Source organism: Paenibacillus sp. J22FR5, from assembly GCF_059691975.1.
On sequence record NZ_JCAUAN010000038.1, the window covers coordinates 47361 to 62834 of the forward strand.

15 protein-coding genes, 8 tRNA genes and 1 rRNA gene are annotated in these 15474 nt (G+C 46.4%); 3 read left to right on the forward strand and 21 right to left on the reverse strand.

The genetic code is table 11. The features are described 5' to 3' along the window. Window positions 1-2: 2 nt before the first annotated feature. The 12 genes from hisH to AC58P7_RS29585 all read right to left on the reverse strand — a co-directional run bounded on the left by hisH (window position 3) and on the right by AC58P7_RS29585 (window position 11484). Window positions 3-608 carry an imidazole glycerol phosphate synthase subunit HisH gene (hisH, locus tag AC58P7_RS29530; protein WP_497349440.1) on the reverse strand — a complete coding sequence of 202 codons (606 nt, stop codon included), beginning with the start codon at window positions 606-608 and terminating at the stop codon, window positions 3-5. A gap of 2 nt (window positions 609-610) precedes the next feature. Next, a complete protein-coding gene (gene hisB, locus AC58P7_RS29535; RefSeq protein WP_497349442.1) occupies window positions 611-1219 on the reverse strand; it encodes an imidazoleglycerol-phosphate dehydratase HisB in 609 nt (202 codons plus the stop codon). Then, a complete protein-coding gene (gene hisD, locus AC58P7_RS29540; RefSeq protein WP_497349444.1) occupies window positions 1220-2506 on the reverse strand; it encodes a histidinol dehydrogenase in 1287 nt (428 codons plus the stop codon). A 38-nt stretch (window positions 2507-2544) separates the two neighbouring features. Further along, window positions 2545-3180 carry an ATP phosphoribosyltransferase gene (gene hisG / locus AC58P7_RS29545; protein ID WP_065851290.1) on the reverse strand — a complete coding sequence of 212 codons (636 nt, stop codon included), beginning with the start codon at window positions 3178-3180 and terminating at the stop codon, window positions 2545-2547. A gap of 41 nt (window positions 3181-3221) precedes the next feature. Then, complete coding sequence (locus AC58P7_RS29550) at window positions 3222-4403, reverse strand: ATP phosphoribosyltransferase regulatory subunit (RefSeq protein WP_497349446.1); 1182 nt, start codon at window positions 4401-4403, stop codon at window positions 3222-3224. 405 nt (window positions 4404-4808) lie between these two features. Continuing rightward, window positions 4809-5300 carry an acyltransferase gene (locus AC58P7_RS29555; RefSeq protein WP_497349448.1) on the reverse strand — a complete coding sequence of 164 codons (492 nt, stop codon included), beginning with the start codon at window positions 5298-5300 and terminating at the stop codon, window positions 4809-4811. Next, the gene (gene ppaX / locus AC58P7_RS29560; protein WP_497349450.1) at window positions 5297-5956 is read right to left on the reverse strand and encodes a pyrophosphatase PpaX; all 660 of its coding nucleotides are present in this window, start codon (window positions 5954-5956) and stop codon (window positions 5297-5299) included. Before ppaX ends, AC58P7_RS29555 begins: the two co-directional genes overlap by 4 nt. Next, window positions 5934-6908 carry a prolipoprotein diacylglyceryl transferase gene (lgt, locus tag AC58P7_RS29565; protein WP_497349452.1) on the reverse strand — a complete coding sequence of 325 codons (975 nt, stop codon included), beginning with the start codon at window positions 6906-6908 and terminating at the stop codon, window positions 5934-5936. The genes ppaX and lgt overlap by 23 nt, the downstream gene beginning before the upstream one ends. A 40-nt stretch (window positions 6909-6948) precedes the next feature. After that, a complete protein-coding gene (gene hprK / locus AC58P7_RS29570) occupies window positions 6949-7890 on the reverse strand; it encodes an HPr(Ser) kinase/phosphatase (protein ID WP_497349454.1) in 942 nt (313 codons plus the stop codon). A 170-nt stretch (window positions 7891-8060) separates the two neighbouring features. After that, window positions 8061-9191 carry an ABC transporter ATP-binding protein gene (locus tag AC58P7_RS29575; RefSeq protein WP_497349456.1) on the reverse strand — a complete coding sequence of 377 codons (1131 nt, stop codon included), beginning with the start codon at window positions 9189-9191 and terminating at the stop codon, window positions 8061-8063. Between the two features lie 112 nt (window positions 9192-9303). After that, the gene (locus AC58P7_RS29580; protein ID WP_497349458.1) at window positions 9304-10419 is read right to left on the reverse strand and encodes a PucR family transcriptional regulator; all 1116 of its coding nucleotides are present in this window, start codon (window positions 10417-10419) and stop codon (window positions 9304-9306) included. Between the two features lie 213 nt (window positions 10420-10632). Next, on the reverse strand, window positions 10633-11484 hold the full coding sequence (locus tag AC58P7_RS29585) for an NlpC/P60 family protein (protein WP_497349460.1): 852 nt from the start codon (window positions 11482-11484) through the stop codon (window positions 10633-10635). Window positions 11485-11774: 290 nt separating this feature from the next. Here AC58P7_RS29585 and AC58P7_RS29590 point away from each other — a divergent pair, with 290 nt between their 5' ends. The 3 genes from AC58P7_RS29590 to AC58P7_RS29600 are packed head-to-tail and all read left to right on the forward strand — an operon-like array spanning window position 11775 to window position 14285. After that, on the forward strand, window positions 11775-12377 hold the full coding sequence (locus tag AC58P7_RS29590; RefSeq protein ID WP_497349462.1) for a gluconate 2-dehydrogenase subunit 3 family protein: 603 nt from the start codon (window positions 11775-11777) through the stop codon (window positions 12375-12377). Beyond that, window positions 12374-13936, forward strand: a complete 1563-nt coding sequence (locus AC58P7_RS29595) for a GMC family oxidoreductase (RefSeq protein ID WP_497349464.1) — start codon at window positions 12374-12376, stop codon at window positions 13934-13936. Before AC58P7_RS29590 ends, AC58P7_RS29595 begins: the two co-directional genes overlap by 4 nt. A gap of 49 nt (window positions 13937-13985) precedes the next feature. Next, the gene (locus AC58P7_RS29600) at window positions 13986-14285 is read left to right on the forward strand and encodes an MTH1187 family thiamine-binding protein (protein ID WP_497349466.1); all 300 of its coding nucleotides are present in this window, start codon (window positions 13986-13988) and stop codon (window positions 14283-14285) included. A gap of 91 nt (window positions 14286-14376) precedes the next feature. Here the strand turns inward: AC58P7_RS29600 and AC58P7_RS29605 are convergent. The 9 genes from AC58P7_RS29605 to AC58P7_RS29645 form a co-directional block, all read right to left on the reverse strand. Beyond that, window positions 14377-14449, reverse strand: a tRNA-Lys gene (locus tag AC58P7_RS29605). Between the two features lie 10 nt (window positions 14450-14459). Further along, window positions 14460-14541, reverse strand: a tRNA-Tyr gene (locus AC58P7_RS29610). Between the two features lie 44 nt (window positions 14542-14585). Continuing rightward, window positions 14586-14658, reverse strand: a tRNA-Phe gene (locus AC58P7_RS29615). A 44-nt stretch (window positions 14659-14702) separates the two neighbouring features. Further along, window positions 14703-14779: transfer RNA gene (locus AC58P7_RS29620), tRNA-Asp, on the reverse strand. Between the two features lie 25 nt (window positions 14780-14804). Next, a tRNA-Thr gene (locus AC58P7_RS29625) sits at window positions 14805-14880 on the reverse strand. A gap of 75 nt (window positions 14881-14955) precedes the next feature. Continuing rightward, a tRNA-Val gene (locus AC58P7_RS29630) sits at window positions 14956-15031 on the reverse strand. Window positions 15032-15050: 19 nt separating this feature from the next. Next, a tRNA-Met gene (locus AC58P7_RS29635) sits at window positions 15051-15127 on the reverse strand. A 27-nt stretch (window positions 15128-15154) separates the two neighbouring features. Further along, window positions 15155-15246, reverse strand: a tRNA-Ser gene (locus AC58P7_RS29640). A 116-nt stretch (window positions 15247-15362) separates the two neighbouring features. Next, window positions 15363-15474 (reverse strand): 23S ribosomal RNA (locus AC58P7_RS29645); the annotation flags it as partial.

Sequence of the window (15474 nt, forward strand, 5' to 3'; positions counted from 1 at the left end):
ACTTATTTACAAAGGGTTAAAAAGTTGCCAAGCAGCTGCATACCGATATCTCCGCTTTTTTCAGGATGAAACTGCATGCCGTAGACGTTATCTCGGCCTACAATCGCCGTTACAGGTTGATAGTAGTCGGTCACTGCCAACAGATCGCTTTCACGCTCAGGCTTCGCATGGAAGGAGTGTACGAAATACACATGCCCTCCTTCAATCCCTCTGAAAATAGGACTATCACTCTTCCTATAACTAAGACGATTCCATCCCATATGCGGCACTTTGTAGTCTCCGCGGAAACGCACCACCGAACCAGGAAGAAGCCCTAGCCCCTCATGCTCTCCGTGCTCTTCACTGCTAGCGAATAACAGCTGCATACCTAAGCAAATGCCTAGCAATGGTTTGTCAGACGCTGCATACTGCTTCACAACCTCATCCAGACCCGATTCGCGCAGATGCTCCATCGCATCGCCGAACGCGCCGACACCAGGAAGAATCGCACCTTCTGCTGCCAGAATTTGCGCCGGATCTCCAGTAACGACTGCTTCATAGCCGAGCCGCTCAACCGCTTTGCTCACGCTATGTAAATTACCCATTCCATAATCAATAATGGCGATCATGCCTACAGCACTCCCTTCGTCGAAGGAACCCCCTGCACACGAGGATCAATCGATGTTGCTTCATCCAGCGCACGGGCTAACGCTTTAAACACACCTTCAATCATGTGATGTGTGTTCTGTCCATAATGCACGATAACATGCAAGGTAATACGCGCTTCAAGGGCAAACTTCCACAGGAATTCATGTACCAGCTGCGTTTCAAAGCTGCCTACATTTGCCGTTGGATACGCTGCACGGTATTCGAAATGCGGACGGTTGCTGATATCAATAACAACTTGAGCTAGTGCTTCGTCCATAGGAACGAATACGCTCGCATAGCGCTTGATTCCTCGTTTGTCGCCAAGCGCTTCACGCAGGGTTTGACCTAGACAAATCCCGATGTCCTCTACCGTATGGTGGTCATCGATTTCGATATCGCCTTTGGCATCCACTTTCAAATTAAAGTGACCATGCTTTGTGAACAAATCCAGCATATGATTCAAGAATGGAACATCCGTTTGGAGCTCAGAAATGCCTGTTCCATCCACTTCGAAGGCTAACGCGATGTCCGTTTCATTGGTCTTGCGTGCTACGCTTGCTGAGCGTGTTCTTACTTGATCCTGTTCCGCCATCTAGCTCAACTTCCCTTCCTTTTTAAGTCGTATCTCAACCGCTCTCGCGTGACCTTCCAGCCCCTCATTACGAGCCAGCGTCATGATCATGTCTCCGTTCGCGAGTAACGCTTCCTTGCTATAGTGAATGACGCTTGATTTTTTGAGGAAATCGTCCACATTCAGTGGCGATGAGAATCTCGCTGTGCCATTCGTCGGCAGCACATGGTTCGGACCGGCGAAATAATCGCCGACGGGTTCTGTACTGTAGGCACCTAGGAAAATGGCACCAGCATTTTCAATGCGCGGCAGGAGGTTAAACGGCTCCTGCACCAGCAGCTCACAATGCTCCGGCGCTAAGCGATTGACCACGTCCACGCCTTCGTCCAAGCTATCCACAAGGAGTATCGCTCCTTTTGTTGCTGTCGAGACGGCGGCAATGGCTTTCTTCGGCAGCACATCCAGCTGCCGCCATAATGCCAGCCGTACCTCTTCGGCTAGCTCACGGGAAGGTGTCACCAGTATCGACGGTGACATCTCATCATGCTCGGCCTGCGCCAGCAAATCGGCCGCGACATATTCGGGATCGGCGTGCTCGTCAGCAAGCACGACAATGTCCGTTGGTCCGGCGATCATGTCGATATCGACGACGCCGAACACGAAGCGCTTCGCTAGCGCGACGTAAATGTTGCCAGGGCCGACGATTTTATCGACCGGCGCGATTGATTCTGTGCCGTAAGCCAGCGCGGCAACGGCCTGCGCCCCACCTACGCGGTAGATCTCTTTCACACCCGCTTCGGCTGCAGCCACGAGAATATGCGGGTTGATGCCCTCTTCGCCCGCGGTGGACGGTGGCGTCACCATCGCGATCTCCGGCACCCCCGCGACAATCGCGGGGATGGCGTTCATGAGCACGGAGGAAGGGTATGCCGCCTTCCCTCCGGGCACGTACAAGCCGACCCGCTTCAGCGGTCGGATGATTTGGCCCAGCAGACTGCCGTCCGGCTGCAGGTCCATCCAGGAGTTGCGTTTCTGCTTCTCATGAAACGCACGAATATTCGCGGCGGCTTGACGCAGCGCCGCTAAGAACGCGGCGTCGACCTGTGCGTACGCCGCCTGGATCTCTTCGTCGCTAACGCGTAGCTCAGCGACGTCTACGCCGTCGAACTGCTGCGCCAGGCGACGTAGCGCGGCATCCCCGTCTTGCCGCACCTCATCGATGATGCGGCGGACGGTGTCATTTTGCTCGGGTGAGCCGTATTCGACTTCACGTTTTAACTGAAATTCGGAAGCTGGCATGATCCGCATTTTCATCTTCCTCTCATCGTCGTTCTTCTTACTTCGATCTATAGTTTCACTGTAGGCAATACCGCCTGCAGCATATCACATAACCGTTGGATGGAATCGTTCTTCATCCGGTAACTCACACGATTCGCAATTAAGCGGCTCGTGATTTGAAAAATTTCCTCTTGCTCAACAAGACCATTTTCCTTTAAGGTTTGGCCGGTCTCCACCATATCTACGATGCGGTCAGCTAGTCCAATCAGAGGAGCCAACTCGATGGAGCCGTTCAGCTTGATCACTTCAACCTGCTGTCCTTGCTCACGGAAATACTGAGACGCTACGTTCGGATACTTGGTCGCAACCCGTGGATTGATGACTTGCTTCCAATCGGGCAATCCAATCACCGACATACGGCAGCGTGCGATACCTAGATCAAGCAATTCGTAAACGTTCCGATTTTCTTCCATCAGCACATCTTTACCTACAACCCCGATGTCGGCTACGCCATACTCCACATAGGTCGGAACATCGACTGGCTTGGCCAGAATAAATTCCATTTTCGCCCCAGGTACTGGAATGATTAAACGGCGTCCTTCTTCCAAATCCTCAGGAATGGGCAAGCCCGCTTTTGTAAACAGCTTCGCTGCTTGTTTATAGATACGGCCTTTCGGCATCGCTACTTTAAGAATGTCATCCACCGTTCCAACCTCCTCCAAACTTCCCTCATCTTGCTGAGAGGCTATTCCTTTATCAACCGAATTACTTGATTGTACCCGGCATTAGACGGATAGTTGATCGTCTCATCACTAATAAGCTGTGTGATAACCACGCTCGCCTCTATGTTGTTATCGCTCCGCATATTCTTCGCCAGCTGCAACGCTTCTTCGCGATGCTCCGCATCGTAGGTAATGAGCACACGACTCGGTTGTTTCACTTGGTCCTTTCCAGTTACTTCCAGGATGCGATTCGTCTTGAGTGCAAACCCTGTTGCTGGCGCTGGACGTCCAAATTGACTTAATAAATTATCGTACCGTCCCCCACTGCAGACAGGAAAACCTAAATCAGCCGCATAACCTTCGAATGTCATACCTGTATAGTAGGAGAAATCTCCAATCATCGTTAAATCAATCACAACATGCTCGCTAACTCCGTAAGCTTTCAGTACATCCCACACTTCGCATAAATGTCGAATCGCGTCCTGCGCAATTGGATGCTGGGAGACCATACGAGCCTGCTCGCAGATTTCATCCCCTCCACGGAGTCTTAGTACACCATTCAGCTCACGTTCTACGTCAGCTGTAAGGGACAACGATTTAATCGCTTCCTGATATCCGACGTAATCCCGACTGAGTAGATGTTCTTTCAGAGAAAGCTGTGCATCTGTGCGTCCGTCTAGTGTTTCCTGGAACAATCCGTTCAGAAAACCAACATGGCCGAGGGCAATCTTAAACTTCTCAACGCCCGCTGCTTGAAGTGACGCAATCGCAAGCGCCACCACTTCTGCATCTGCTTCAGATGAAGCATCACCGATCAGTTCAACGCCAGTCTGAAAGAACTCTGAATCCCTACCCGCTTCTTCTTCAATTGAACGGAAAACGTTGGAATGGTAGGAAAGTCGAAGTGGAAACTCTTGTTCCTTTAAAAGCGAAGAAGCTACACGCGCGATTGGTGCTGTCAGCTCAGATCGAAGTACGAGCGTTTTCCCTTTGCGATCTAGCAATTTGAACAGCTTTTTGTCTTCTGTGGAGCTTGCAACGCCAACTGTATCGTAATATTCAAGTGTAGGTGTAATGATCTGGTTATAACCCCAGCGCTCCATACAGGCCAACACGCGGAATTCTATATTTCTGAGTTTCGTTACCGCTTCAGGCAAATAATCTTTCACGCCTAACGGCTTTTCAAATACTTTTGGCTTCGACACCGTCTCACCTCAATAAGTAGGAATATATTCAATCTCAACTTCATGAAAATACTTTAGTGCGTTAACGTTCTACCATGCTACCAAAATAAAGAATGTACGGCTATTTTAACACGTATCGTTAGGACCGTCAATCATTTAAGTCCTGTTCGGCGGCTCATTTACTCATAATATTTCGAACAAAATATTATGAAATTCGCTTTAAGAATGGCATATAAACCCATACGCCGTCAACTGTATTCGGAGTAGATAGAACAGGCATGCTGTCGCGGCAGCATGCCTCATTACCACCGCCTAGGCCCTTGCTCCACCTATAAGCCTTTTTTATTAATCGTTTTCTTCGACATCACAAAAAATGGCCCCAACATCGCAATGATGTTGAGCCCATCTTATATCCCAAAACTTAGGTTACACGCTATTACCTGAACGAATAACCTGCAACGGATTGCCGGCCACAAAGCTATGCGGCGCCACATCTTTATGAACGACGGAGCCAGCGCCAATAATCGCATAATCTCCAATTGTCACACCTGGCAGGATTGTCGAATTGGCTCCAACCATGACATGAGATCCAATACGTACGTCACCTAGACGATACTCCTTAGTTAAATACTCATGCGCCAGAATCGTCGTATTATATCCAATAATCGTATTGCTTCCAATATGAATCTTCTCCGGAAAAAACACATCCACCATCACCATTAACGCAAAAGCAGAGTGCTCTCCCACCGTCATGCCTAAAACATGGCGATAAATCCAGTTTTTCATACGTAAGGAAGGCGAATAACGCGTGATTTGGATAAAGACGAAATTACGTATGGCCTTCCACTTACTAACGGTGTGGTAGATTTGCCATAGCGCATTCGGTCCATCTACAGGATATTTCTCAGTATTCCTCAATCAGCCTTCACATCCGCAGAAATCCCAACTAGCGGCAGCAGGTCAAACATATCATCGACGATATGATCTGGGTTATACTGCTCTAGATAGGAGCGCCCCTTCCAGGACCAAGATACACCGACAGATGTCACACCTGCATTTTGAGCAGCCTCAATATCATAGTGACTATCACCGACCATCATCGTTTCATCTGCTGAACTACCTAACTCTTTCAGCGCTGCGAAAATGCCCTCAGGACTCGGCTTTGGCTCCTTTACATCATCCACTGTCACAATAGCACTAACATAAGAATCTAACCCACAAAGCTTGAGCCCCATCAACGTGGTAAGTCTGATTTTACTCGTTACGATGCCAATTTTAATCCCTTTTTCGTGAAGCTTCGCCATCACCGTGCGCACATTCGGGAATTCCCTCACAAGCTCATCGTGTTTCGATAAGTTGAACGTACGATACTTATTGATGAGCGCTTCAACCTCTTTCTTACCTGTAAAAAATTCCATTTGCTCAACGAGTGGACGCCCCATGTTCGGGATAATGAGCTCCCGACTAATTGGCTCCGGTGTTTCGCCTTCCAAGCTATGCAAAAATGATTGCACAATCAATTCATTTGTATCTACGATCGTGCCATCCAAATCAAATAGTACGGTTTGAATCATAGTCGACTCCTTTATCTATCTCTTCCTCTTGGACTACTTTGTTTTTATCAATCGCGAGCGTGGACACAATCGGGTCCGAATACCGCTCATTCGCATAACCTTTTTTCCTTCTCACAATAATCGTAATCACGGCCCCAATCACGATCAGCAGAGCAAGCAATTGTGAGAAGCGAATATTCCCACCATACGTAAGTACGCCTGGTTCAAATACGATCTTCATTGGGGACCATAGCGCATTCATCAGTGAAGCTAGCCAAGCCGGCCCTGAGATATCCAAACTGTCTGTACGTATCCCTTCAATGAAGAAGCGTCCAATCGAATACCAAATGAAATAACTAAAGAACAACTCTCCAGCCCGTAAGAACGGTCTACGACGTAGCCAGAATAAAACCAGTAACCCTACAAAGCTCCATAGAGATTCATACAAAAATGCCGGGTGGTAGAACACACCATCAATATTCATCTGATTCACGATAAAATTCGGTAAATGCAGGGTATCTCTCAAGAATGACTCCTCTACCGGACCCCCATGAGCTTCTTGATTCATGAAATTTCCCCAACGACCGATCGCTTGTCCGATAATCAAACCTGGCGCAAGAATATCCGCAATACGGAAGAAATTATATCCCTTAGCTCGAATGTAGAAGGATGTACCGATAATCGCCCCGATCAACGCGCCGTATATTGCAATCCCACCATGCCATATCATGAATACTTCCCATAAATTATCCTTATAATCAGCCCATTGGAAGCCAACATAATAAATTCTAGCACCAATAATGGCAGAAGGAACCCCAATTAACAATAAATCCATGAAGAAGTCTGGCACGATTTTGAATCGTTTTCCTTCTCTAATCGCCAACATTAAACCTATTAATGCGGCTGTTCCTAAAATAATGCCATACCACCGGACATGAATCGGTCCTAAGGAAAATGCTATGCTTTCTAACATGGTTTCACTCCTTCTTTAAGTAAACTTTGCATACCTATTATCAATCAAAATCCTCAAAATCTTCATTTAACGATTCGGTCAGTTTATTCGTAAATTGCAACGCTGCATTGTAGCCCATTCGTTTCAAACGATAATTCATCGCCGCAACCTCGACAATGACGGCCAAGTTTCGCCCTGGTCGTACAGGTATCGTAACGAGCGGCAAATCAGTATCGATGATCCTAGTTAGCTCTTCATCCAAGCCTAAACGATCATATTGCTTCTCTTGCTGCCAATTTTCCAATTTAACAACAACGGAGATTTTCTTTACATTACGGATCGCGCCAGCACCAAATAACGTCATCACATTGATGATGCCTACGCCGCGGATCTCAAGCAAATGGCGAATCAACTCAGGAGCATTTCCCGTCAGCACCTTATCTCCATTTTGCCTGATTTCTACCGCGTCATCCGCGATGAGTCGGTGACCTCTTTTGACAAGCTCAAGTGCGGTTTCGCTCTTCCCGATTCCACTGCTTCCCGTAATTAGCATACCTACTCCGTAGACATCTACCAGTACGCCATGAATCGTTGTACTTGGGGCAAGCTTATTTTCCAGAAAGCCTGTTAACCGACTTGCAAAAATCGTAGTCGATATTTGCGTTCTTAGCACCGGCAAGTCACGCTTCGTCGCTTCTTCAAGCAACTCAACCGGAACATCCAGCCCTCTAGTGACAATAATACATGGTGTTTCTTCTGGAGCACACAGTTGCTCAACCCGATTTCTCCGAACACCTGTCGTCAACATTTCAATAAATGTGATTTCTGTTTTACCCAGCATCTGAATACGCTCTTTGGGATGGTAATTGAAATAACCGGCCATCTCAAGACCAGGACGGTACAAATCACCCGTTGTTATAGGACGCTTCAGTCCAGCTTCACCTGCTAGTACTTCCATATGTAGCTGTTCCATCATCTCAGAAACCCTTACTTTTTTGGCCATCGTCCTAACTCCTTCGAATTTGCTTATGTACCATGTGCTCGTAGTGCAGCACGCAGGCTTTCCAATAGTTTCATCGTAATAGAATACCTAGTTTAAATCAACTACTGTGTTCATGAAGTTTATCATACACAAAAAGGCCAGCCGATAACGGCTGGCCTTTCAGTACAATCCTATAGGTTAGGGTTAACCAAGATGGAAAGTGTTGTTTCTTTATCGAAGAAATGAACTTTGTTCATATCTAGTGCCAATTTAACGTTTGTACCTTCTTTGATTCCGGAACGACCGTCAACACGAGCGATTACTGTGTTAGCACCGATACCGTTCAAGTACAAGTACATTTCGTGACCCAAGTTCTCAGTCAATTCAACGTTAACGTTGAATACTGTGTTCGGGGAAGCTTCCAAGAATACTGGCTCTTCGTGAATATCTTCTGGACGAACTCCCAGAATCACTTCTTTGCCAACGAATCCTTTGTCTTTCAGAACTTGTGCTTTACCAGCTGGAACTTCTACATTTACGGAACCTGCTTTGAAGAAAATTCCGCTGCCTTCTTGTGTCAATGTTCCAGACATGAAGTTCATGGATGGGGATCCAATGAAGCCTGCAACGAACATGTTAACTGGGAAGTTGTAGATTTCTTCTGGTGTAGCAGCTTGTTGAATAATACCTTTATCCATAACAACGATACGATCGCCCATTGTCATCGCTTCGATTTGGTCATGCGTTACGTAGATTGTCGTAACACCAAGACGTTTTGTCAATTTAGTGATTTCCGCACGCATTTGTACACGAAGTTTCGCGTCCAAGTTGGAAAGCGGCTCATCCATTAAGAATACTTGCGGCTCACGAACAATCGCACGACCCAAGGCAACACGTTGACGCTGACCACCGGAAAGTGCTTTTGGCTTACGATCAAGCAAGTGAACGATATCTAGAATTTTCGCTGCTTCGCGAACGCGAGCATCGATATCAGCTTTTTTGAATTTACGAAGTTTCAATCCGAATGCCATGTTTTGATAAACAGTCATATGCGGATAAAGAGCGTAGGATTGGAATACCATCGCGATATCGCGATCTTTTGGAGCTACGTCATTTACAAGGCGGTCACCGATGTAAAGTTCACCTTCAGTGATTTCCTCTAAACCTGCGATCATACGAAGAGTTGTGGATTTTCCGCAACCGGATGCACCAACAAGAACTACGAACTCTTTGTCAGCAACTTCAAGATGGAAATCTTTAACTGTTGATTCTTCTGCACCAGAATATCTTTTAACAATATGATTTAAACGTACGCCTGCCATGATTTCATTCCCCCTACAATTTATCGTTCAAATGCTTTCTTTATCAACATTTCTATATACACATCTTACCCTACGAACGGCGGACTGACTATGCACAATCCCTACAAAAAAATCACTTTCTTTTCGTTACTTTGTACAATAGCAAGGCCAGACGTACTAAAACTGCATGATTAAACGTCCGAACGTCCAGTCCAGTCTCGTTTTTGAACTTGTCCAATCGATATAACAATGTATTTCGATGGATATATAGCTTCTTCGCTGTTTCACTCACATTACAGTCCAGTGTAAAGAAATGCTCCAGCGTCGTTACAGTCTCGCTATCCAGCACATGATCCGTGCCGCGGAGTACCTGCTCTAGGAATTCCGTTTTCTCCTCTTCTTCAATGAGGTGCAACAACTTCTCAAGGCGCAGTTCCCAACGTAGATGAATAAAGCTGCCTACATGGAAGGATCGGCCCAGCATAATAGTCTCACGCAGCTTAAGTACTGTAGCGAACATCGACTTTGCTGGCTTCACAGGGAAATCAATAGCTAAGTGGCATTCGCCTACCCATTCATTCGCCAGCATCTCATACAAACCTGAGCCTAATGCATCGAGCGTTTGCTCAACACTTTCTTCCTCGTCTCCATCGCGTTCTTCAATGCCACTGGTAATAAGGACTTCTGGCGCTAATATCAGCCATTCCTTCTCTAACAAAGGAATAAGAATAATTTCCGCTTCGAAAAAGGACTCTAGCAGCTTCTTAAGCTCTGTGTAAGATACGCGTTGATTCTGAGGATAGTCCCCATATAACAGTAGCGGAATTTTAGTTGAATACAGTGAAGATTGCGAAGCAAGGGCGTCAGGCAGCTCGGCATGGCTTGTACCACGTTCCATTTGCTGCAGCAACCACTCTCTTAATTGGTTCGACTTTCTTTCATCTTCGGAAAGAAAAGAACCGAATTGCTTCTTCTCCAACGTTTGTTTGGATTCAATTGTTAGTTCAACAAGTTTACGTTCAGATACAGACAGCTTACTCCCATTCATTAGCAGGACTCGAACTTCTTTATGTTCCTGGGAAACGAAGAAAAGGACTTCCTGACCCCGGTTAACACTTCGACTGAATCCTTCCTGATGCTCTCCCTGATCCTCCACAAGCTGGTGCCATTCGGACTCAGGTATCAGGCTTATCTGTATTGGCGACTGTAAAACCGCTTCCAATCGCTCTCTGACATGCTCCCAAATCATCTGCCTTCACTCCTTATTACCTATAGCATCTTCTATATTTTCTCTCACATTGTACCATAACTGTGCTAATACCTGTGAATTGTGAGAAAACCTCTACCCTCGGCCATTCAAGGATGAACGACCGCTTTTCCAGGCAGGTTTTATCTCCAATTAGAAATGAGTAAAGAACCCTCCTGCCTAATAATTGACAAGAGGGTTCTCATTCTTGATGTTCTATTTCAATACACGACGAGCCGTCACGTAGTGAGCAGCCCACCATTCTTTATTAATCGACGTGAATTTGACGCCACCTTCACCATACGTATGAATCATCATTCCGTTGCCAACATAAATACCAACATGTCCAATGTTTTTACCGGAATCCACGGTGGTGAAGAAAACCAAATCGCCGGTTTGCAAGTTACTTTTGCTAACGAATGTACCTTCTTTAGCTTGATCACGAGAGACACGCGGCAATGTAATCCCATATTCAGCAAAAACTGTTTTGGTAAACGATGAACAATCCATCGTTTTCGTTTGGCCATATTTTGCCCCAAATACGTAAGGAGTTCCAAGATATTTCTGAGCGGTTAGAATTAACTCCGCTTTCAAACGATCCTTCGACGAAAGAATGCTTCTTCCGCCAATAAAACTGCCCTTAAGCTCACTCACATTACGGGTGACGACTTCGTCTTTGCTCTGGGATGCCATGACCATTTTCCCTTGTCCAACATAGATCCCAGCAAACGATGGCTTGGAGCCACTACCAAAGTACAAGACATCACCTGGCTCTGCCTTATCTATTTTCGTAATTTTCGTTGATTTCATATTGAATTGCCCGATTAAAGTTCTAGGCACATTGTAATTTAATGTTTCATAGACGTAGTAGATCAGACCTGAAGAATCAAACCCTGCAAATGGTGTTTCGTCACTTTTGGAGTAATCAACGCCGACCATTTTTTTGGCCAACGAAACGGCATCCATATCATCATTTGCGGCATAGGCGGAAACGGCAGTGGTAGCTGATAATGCGATCGTGATCGCAGCTGTAATTCCTAAGGTGCGGTGGGCAAGACTCTTTATCATGGTATTTCCTCCTGTACGGCTCTCTTGGGTGAATTGGTTAAAATGGAAAACTTCTAGGTTACTAGTATAAGGTTACCATGGTAATGAAAAGACTTTCATTCCTAAAATATTTCCTATCATCCATGAGATTGGTAATAGTGCCAATTCCTTCATCAGGTTAAACATTTCTCTATGAGATTCATTGGAAAATACAACTTCACAACGGCCAGCCTCATATTCTTCGTAGATTTGGAAATAATTGTAGTAGCACTTTTTTGGGGTTTATTCTCGTAGTTATGGAGGTGACAAGCATGAAAGAACATAATCATTATCATTATCCAACCTATGATGTCATGGAAGAAAGCAAGGAATGGGATACGCACACGAGGTCCATTGTAAACACTCGGCTCGTTAGAGAGCATGCCTATGGATTTTTAACCTTTGTAGAGGCGGAATCGCTTCGGGCTTGGTGTTCACTGCTTATGGATGATCATCGAGGTGAAATCATTCAATATGTCATCAACCATATCGATCAGGTGTTAGCAGATAATAAAGGAGAGGGGCACCGCAAGGTTGGCCTTCCACCCCTACGAATACTTTTGCGTCAGGGATTAAAAGCGATCGATGAAGCAGGATGGTTTGCAAACAGTCAGCCTTTCTTTCAATTAGATGAAACGAGCCAACGGAATATTATGCTTCAAATCAGCGATGCAAGCTATTCACCTACGAAAAATTGGGAAGGTATCCCTCAGAAAGGCTTATTTCAGAAGCTGCTTCAACTAAGTGTCGAAGCCTACTATTCTCATCCCTTGGTGTGGTCTGAAATTGGTTTCGGTGGACCGGCCTATCCTCGTGGATATACGTTACATAGCCCAGATCAGTTAGAGTCTTGGGAGGCTGTGAATCGATCATGAAATGGCGCTTTGAAAATGAAACAGCTGATATCGTTATCGTAGGAGCAGGGGCTGCTGGCGGTGTTCTGGCCAAAGAACTCAGTGAAGCTGGTCTAAAAGTGGTTGTTATCGATGCTGGGCCATGGCGGGATCCTGAGAAAGATTACGCTAGTGATGAATTGAGTATGAAGAGCTTAGCATGGCAGGATACCCGTCTTGTTGATGCACCCCAACCCTTTGTTACTGGTCGACATCAATCGGGGAAAGGGATTGGCGGCGGCACTCAGAACTTTACGGGCGTATTTCTGCGCTTTCATGAGTCTGATTTCAAAACAAAAGCCATTGACGGTGTCGGGGAAGATTGGCCCATTCATTATAAAGACCTCGAGCCTTACTACACGAGAATAGAAAAAGAAATCTCCGTATCCGGACCGAAGCATTTTCCATGGGGGAACTTTCAGGGCCCCTATCCTTATCCCGAACTGGATGCTCTTAGTCCCAATGCTGTCTTATTTCACAAAGGTTGCAAGTCCCTTGGTATTCAATCTGTACCTACCCCATTAGCTATCCTTTCTACTCCCATAGAGGGGCGTTCTGCATGCACAAATCGCGGCTTCTGCCTCCAAGGCTGTATGCCTAATGCCAAATTCAGTACCTTGATCGTACACATTCCAAAAGCGGTACAAGCAGGCGCAGAAATACTAGCAAATTGCACAGTAACACAAATTGAAGTTGATACGTATGGACATGCTAGCGGAGTTCTTTTTGTCCATGAAGGCACTACCTATCGTCAACGAGCTAAGACAGTTATCCTCTGTACTCATGTAGTAGAAACCCCTCGGCTGCTCCTTCACTCCGCCGCACCTCAGTTCCCTGATGGGTTAGCCAATTCCAGTGGTTGGGTAGGCAGAGCGATTATGACGCACAGCAGCAACGACGTCTACGCCAAGTTTGAAGAGGAAGTCCGCCTATACAAAGGAACACCCGTGCTAGCATCGACACAGGATTTCTATGAAACCGATCCACGCAGGGGCTTTGTCCGCGGTTACACCTTACACGCTCACGGCTCACGGCCTATCGAGATGGCTGAAGGCATCCGTAAAGCGACTGAAGCTCCTTTATGGGGATCCTCTTTCAGACAAGTTATGCAGGATTACAATTTCTATGGTCGTCTCAAAATGGTAGGGGAAGTGCTGCCAGCGTGGAACAATCATGTATCGCTTTCTGAGGAAAAAGATGAGTATGGCATGCCTTTGGCTTCTTTAACTTTCAATTATTGTGATAACGATCTGAAACTCCTAGAGCATGCCGTTGAAAATATGAAACTGATTCTCCGTGCCGCTGGCGGGGAAATCTCCTATGTCGTTCCGGATACGCAACATTTAATGGGTGGCTGTCGGATGGGGAATGACCCCTGCACCTCCGTGGTGAACTCGTATGGTCAAAGTCACGACATTCCCAACTTGTTCATTTGCGATGCTAGCTTGTTCGTGACCTCTACTGGATGCAACCCCACGCTTACCGTAATGGCACTCGCCGCACGTACAGCCGATTACATCATTGACCTCGCTAGCTCCTGATTGTTATCCTTACATAATGAGTATTTAAAAGGGAGGAGCCTGTAATCCAATGGCCATTGCTGAATTCACCATCATACCCATCGGAACAGCCACAACAAGCCTGAGCGGCTATGTAGCTGATCTCCACAAAGAATTAGAACGACATGCCGATATCCGCTTCCAAATGACACCCATGGGCACCATCCTGGAAGGCCCCTTAGACCGCCTATTCGAGGTCATACGTGCCGTCCACGAGGTCCCTTTCTTGAATGGGGCTTCGCGTGTCTCCACTTCCATCAAAATTGATGATCGCCGTGACAAGCCTGCCTCCATGGAACAAAAAATGCAATCTGTCGCAGATAAGCTCTAAACAGCAAAAAGCATCCTGCAATAGGATGCTTTTTCTCTATGTCTTAAAAACAAAAAAAGACCCAACGGCCTTGTACGTTTACTTATTAAAGTGAGTCATGTAGGATTCGAACCTACGACACCCTGATTAAAAGTCAGGTGCTCTACCAACTGAGCTAATGACTCGTAGGGAAAATGGAGGCTGATGGATTCGAACCACCGAACTCGAAGAGAGCAGATTTACAGTCTGCCGTGTTTAGCCACTTCACTAAGCCTCCAGATACGAGATACCCGTACTGCCTAAGCAATACAACCATCTCAATGGCTTGGGACGGAATCGAACCGCCGACACGAGGATTTTCAGTCCTCTGCTCTACCGACTGAGCTACCAAGCCAAATGAATGTTTATAGCATGTCCTACATTAATCGAAATAAGAAATGGCGGAGCTGACGGGATTCGAACCCGCGGTCTCCTGCGTGACAGGCAGGCATGTTAGGCCACTACACCACAGCTCCATGCTACAAAGGTTTACAATAAAAATGGTGCCGTCGAGAGGACTTGAACCCCCAACCTACTGATTACAAGTCAGTTGCTCTACCAGTTGAGCTACAACGGCTTATTATTTTGAGGCCCCCGGAAAGTAATTGGAAACTCCATCATAGAATTCGCTTCACTTTTTGGGGTGAAGTGATGGTGGAGGCTGACGGGATCGAACCGCCGACCCTCTGCTTGTAAGGCAGATGCTCTCCCAGCTGAGCTAAGCCTCCATCTGGTGTTTTGGTTTTATGGTAGCGGCAGAGGGGCTCGAACCCCCGACCTTACGGGTATGAACCGTACGCTCTAGCCAGCTGAGCTACGCCGCCACATAAAAGTGTATATATATTTGGAACTGGCGGAGAGAGAGGGATTCGAACCCTCGCACCACTTACGCAGTCTAACCCCTTAGCAGAGGGTCCCCTTATAGCCACTTGGGTATCTCTCCAAGATATATATACGATTCAGGAATAGTATTCCCTGAAAACTAGATACGAAACTCACGTAAAGTCAGATTACTTAGGATATCTAAGAGACTTTGACTTACGTCAAAGATCCCTATATATGGTTAAGCCCTCGACCGATTAGTATTCGTCAGCTGCATACGTTGCCGCACTTCCACCTCGAACCTATCAACCTCGTCGTCTACAAGGGGTCTTACATACTGGGAAATCTC

What these genes read in the sequence shown, in the direction of transcription:
- AC58P7_RS29575 (WP_497349456.1), bottom strand. Translation starts at nt 9,191, where the DNA reads ATGGCAGGCGTACGTTTAAATCATATTGTTAAAAGATATTCTGGTGCA.
- hisH (WP_497349440.1), bottom strand. Translation starts at nt 608, where the DNA reads ATGATCGCCATTATTGATTATGGAATGGGTAATTTACATAGCGTGAGC.
- lgt (WP_497349452.1), bottom strand. Translation starts at nt 6,908, where the DNA reads ATGTTAGAAAGCATAGCATTTTCCTTAGGACCGATTCATGTCCGGTGG.
- hisD (WP_497349444.1), bottom strand. Translation starts at nt 2,506, where the DNA reads ATGCGGATCATGCCAGCTTCCGAATTTCAGTTAAAACGTGAAGTCGAA.
- ppaX (WP_497349450.1), bottom strand. Translation starts at nt 5,956, where the DNA reads ATGATTCAAACCGTACTATTTGATTTGGATGGCACGATCGTAGATACA.
- AC58P7_RS29595 (WP_497349464.1), top strand. Translation starts at nt 12,374, where the DNA reads ATGAAATGGCGCTTTGAAAATGAAACAGCTGATATCGTTATCGTAGGA.
- hprK (WP_497349454.1), bottom strand. Translation starts at nt 7,890, where the DNA reads ATGGCCAAAAAAGTAAGGGTTTCTGAGATGATGGAACAGCTACATATG.
- AC58P7_RS29580 (WP_497349458.1), bottom strand. Translation starts at nt 10,419, where the DNA reads ATGATTTGGGAGCATGTCAGAGAGCGATTGGAAGCGGTTTTACAGTCG.
- AC58P7_RS29590 (WP_497349462.1), top strand. Translation starts at nt 11,775, where the DNA reads ATGAAAGAACATAATCATTATCATTATCCAACCTATGATGTCATGGAA.
- AC58P7_RS29600 (WP_497349466.1), top strand. Translation starts at nt 13,986, where the DNA reads ATGGCCATTGCTGAATTCACCATCATACCCATCGGAACAGCCACAACA.
- hisB (WP_497349442.1), bottom strand. Translation starts at nt 1,219, where the DNA reads ATGGCGGAACAGGATCAAGTAAGAACACGCTCAGCAAGCGTAGCACGC.
- AC58P7_RS29585 (WP_497349460.1), bottom strand. Translation starts at nt 11,484, where the DNA reads ATGATAAAGAGTCTTGCCCACCGCACCTTAGGAATTACAGCTGCGATC.